Annotated in this window: 4 protein-coding genes; all 4 read right to left on the bottom strand. The window is 66.6% G+C overall.

Annotation, left to right across the window (positions count from 1 at the left end):
* A partial coding sequence (locus VF497_RS14775) for a carboxyltransferase domain-containing protein (protein ID WP_330890049.1) occupies positions 1–307 on the bottom strand: 307 nt, incomplete at its 3' end.
* Entirely contained in the window at positions 304–732 is a 429-nt protein-coding gene (locus tag VF497_RS14770; protein WP_330890047.1) for an HIT domain-containing protein, read from the bottom strand. The genes VF497_RS14775 and VF497_RS14770, both read right to left, overlap by 4 nt.
* A complete protein-coding gene (locus VF497_RS14765; RefSeq protein ID WP_330890045.1) occupies positions 732–1,433 on the bottom strand; it encodes a dienelactone hydrolase family protein in 702 nt (233 codons plus the stop codon). The genes VF497_RS14770 and VF497_RS14765 overlap by 1 nt, the downstream gene beginning before the upstream one ends.
* A 54-nt stretch (positions 1,434–1,487) precedes the next feature.
* The gene (locus tag VF497_RS18545) at positions 1,488–1,619 is read right to left on the bottom strand and encodes a hypothetical protein (protein WP_414706916.1); all 132 of its coding nucleotides are present in this window, start codon (positions 1,617–1,619) and stop codon (positions 1,488–1,490) included.
* Between the last annotated feature and the right edge of the window lie 25 nt (positions 1,620–1,644).

The following is a 1,644-nucleotide window of genomic DNA, read 5'->3' as shown; positions in this document are numbered from 1 at the left end:
CCAAAACGTTCTCTCTCTCCTGTGTCGGAGCGACCAGGTCGACGGATGAGAGGGCTGTCTTGAGTACGCGCCGCGCCAATTGCTCGCCGGGTGGCCGATCGGATTCGAGGTCATTCCACGCCCGCGGGTCGTAGTGCACGGCGACGCTGGCATAGGCGGGCACGATATCGATCACGCCCGGCAATTGCGCCGCGTGCAGCGCGCGCGCCACGGCGTGCACGCAAGCGTTGAGCGCGCCATCGATGCCCGTGCCGACGCGCAGCAGCAGCGCGCGATCGCCGAGCCATTCGATGCCGATGTCGTTCATCCGCGCGCTGCGGGTTCGATCTGCGCGAGCAGTTCCGCTTTGCGTGCCGCGAGCGCGGCAGTCGGGTAGGGCACACGCTCGCCAATGCCCCACACCGGTTTCGGCCACGCTGCATCGCCGACATGACGCGCGACGACGTGCACGTGCAGTTGCGGGACCATGTTGCCGAGCGCGGCGACGTTGAGCTTGTCCGGTCGCACGAGCGCGCGCAGCGCATGCGAGCAGAACTCGACTTCATCGAGCAGCCGGTGCTGTTCCGCATGCGGCAGGTCGATCCAGTCGCGCATGCCGGCCCGCCGTGGTACGAGGATCAGCCACGGAAAGCGCATGTCGTCCATCAACAGCACGCGCGCGAGTTCGAGGTCGCGGACGAAGTGCGTGTCCGCCGCGAGTTGCGCGTGCAGTTCGAATGCCGCGGCGGCCATCACGTGCCGCCCAGATGCCGCGCGAAGAAAGCGAGCGTGCGTTCGAGCGCGAGCGCAGCGCTGGCGTCGTCGTAGCTCGATGCGGTCGCGTCGCGGTTGAAGGCGTGATCGGCGGGGTAAGTGTAGATTTCCAGCTCGCGCAGTGCGGGCGGCACCTCGTCGGCGAAATGCAGTTCGGCGCGATGGCGCGCTATCGCCTCGGGCGGGATCGAATGATCGCGTTCGCCGAAATGAAAAATGGCCGGCGCGCGCAGCGGCTCGTGCAGGAAGTTGACGTTGCGCGCGCCGTAGTAGCTGACCGCGGGCAGGCCAAGGCGCATTGCTGCGAGCATCGCGACGGTGCCGCCCCAGCAGTAGCCGACCACGCCGATCTTTCCCGCCGATGCGATCGAAGAGGCGGCGCTGGCGACGTCCTCGATCACCCGATCGAACGGTGTCTGCGCGACGAGTTCGCGCGCACGTGTCCAGCTCGCCGGGTCGTAGTCGAGTTCGACGCGGTGCTCGATGTGGTCGAAGAATGCAGGCGCGATCGCGACGTAGCCGTGTTCCGCGAAACGGTCGGCGACGCTGCGCATATGCGCGTTGACGCCGAAGATTTCCTGCACGACGACAATGCCGCCCTTGGGCGCGCCGGCGGGTTTGGCGACATAGGCGCTGATGCACTGCGTGCGTGTCGTGCCGATCTGTATCGTTTCGCCCATGGCGGTTTGGAAATCAGTGGAGACGCGACCAGCGTAAGTCCGCGCTCGACGAAGTCAAGTTTGACGGAAAGCTTGCACCTGGTTGCGCCCAGCCTGCTTGGCCGCGTACAGCGCGTGGTCGGCGGCATCGATGAGCAGATCGATGGCCGTTGCGTCCGGCATGGCGCGCAGCGTCGCCGTGCCAATGCTGATCGTCGTCGGCGGATCGATG

This window comes from Rudaea sp. (assembly GCF_036383415.1).
In the GTDB taxonomy this organism is placed as follows: Bacteria; Pseudomonadota; Gammaproteobacteria; order Xanthomonadales; family Rhodanobacteraceae; genus Rudaea.
This window is presented reverse-complemented; position numbering and strand designations above follow the sequence as displayed.

Bases quoted from the DNA above. Each gene is read 5' to 3' on its own strand.
- VF497_RS14770 (WP_330890047.1), bottom strand. From the start codon at position 732: ATGGCCGCCGCGGCATTCGAACTGCACGCGCAACTCGCGGCGGACACG.
- VF497_RS14765 (WP_330890045.1), bottom strand. From the start codon at position 1,433: ATGGGCGAAACGATACAGATCGGCACGACACGCACGCAGTGCATCAGC.